The sequence below is a fragment of the Bacillus sp. 05T31 genome, from assembly GCF_056396725.1.
This window is the reverse complement of the sequence record NZ_JBFTMA010001091.1, coordinates 1-949: the sequence shown is the minus strand read 5'-3', so window position 1 is coordinate 949 and position 949 is coordinate 1. Positions and strand designations below refer to the sequence as shown.

At 32.8% G+C, this 949-nt stretch carries 3 protein-coding genes; 2 read left to right on the top strand and 1 reads right to left on the bottom strand.

All coding sequences use genetic code 11. The features are described 5' to 3' along the window. Together AC1DJR_RS31575 and AC1DJR_RS31570 are read left to right on the top strand one after the other, a co-directional pair. Window positions 1–160: LrgB family protein (locus AC1DJR_RS31575; protein WP_477004427.1), on the top strand; the 160-nt coding region annotated here is incomplete at its 5' end. A 65-nt stretch (window positions 161–225) separates the two neighbouring features. After that, entirely contained in the window at window positions 226–648 is a 423-nt protein-coding gene (locus AC1DJR_RS31570) for a YfmQ family protein (RefSeq protein WP_429686845.1), read from the top strand. A gap of 27 nt (window positions 649–675) precedes the next feature. Here AC1DJR_RS31570 and AC1DJR_RS31565 read toward each other — a convergent pair. Further along, window positions 676–949 (bottom strand): CBO0543 family protein (locus AC1DJR_RS31565; RefSeq protein ID WP_477004426.1); only part of this gene is annotated, 274 nt, incomplete at its 5' end.

The following is a 949-nucleotide window of genomic DNA, read 5'->3' as shown; positions in this document are numbered from 1 at the left end:
TGGAAAAGGAGTGGGGATGGGCTGCGCATCACATATTATTGGTGTGAGCCGTCTAGTGAAAGAAGGAGAGAAAGAGGCAACTATCGGTTCGGTAACGATGATTGTAACAGGGATACTTATTAGTATATTAGTACCTTATGGAGTGAAATTTTTATTTTGAAAATTAATGAATCGTAATAAGGAGTATAACACTACTCATTTTAGAGCGTAATGGAGATGATTAAAATGACAACATGGTTTATAGTTACATTATTTATTTTTGGTGCTCTTAAAGTACTAGTTTCTAGTATGCCAACTTCTGTTGTAGAATCAATTATTAGTAGATTTGAGTTACACCAAAAACTTGATGAGGAAAATACTACTGTAACGGTAGATGGGGAAAGTATAGAAGGAGAAATGAAACTTCAAGTTATTCATGAATTTAACGAGGCTTTATTTTTAGATAAACATTATTTTCCGCCGCAAGGGAATGGAACACCGATAGTCATGGAGACGAAGAAAGGAAAAAGAGAGATTAGATTTTCTATATATAGCTACGAGGAACACGTTGATGTGGTAAAGCAATATAAGAAGAAAGTAGTTGCATATCGTTTGCGATCAAAAAGCCTTCAAAGTCGTTCAATAGCAGTAACTGAAGATTATGCTTAAGGAGAGACCGTTATTATAACGGTCTCTTTATTTTTGCATCCAAGTATATAATTTCCAAATAAGAGAAAAGAAAATGATATATCCAAATAAAGAATAAGCATGATGCCAATTCCCGTTATGTACAAATAAACCTAACCTCTCAGCAACTTGTTCAAAAATACTAGCACAAAGCCCTATTAAAATAATAAATAGAGTTCTAGAAACTGCAGATAATGTTTTTGAAATTTGTATGAAAATGATTGTTAAAATTGGTAGCACAAACAACGTAAAGCCTATGTTAACTGAAAATATAGATGAGAAA

Excerpts from the sequence above, each read along its gene's own strand:
- AC1DJR_RS31570 (WP_429686845.1), top strand. The coding sequence starts at position 226 with ATGACAACATGGTTTATAGTTACATTATTTATTTTTGGTGCTCTTAAA.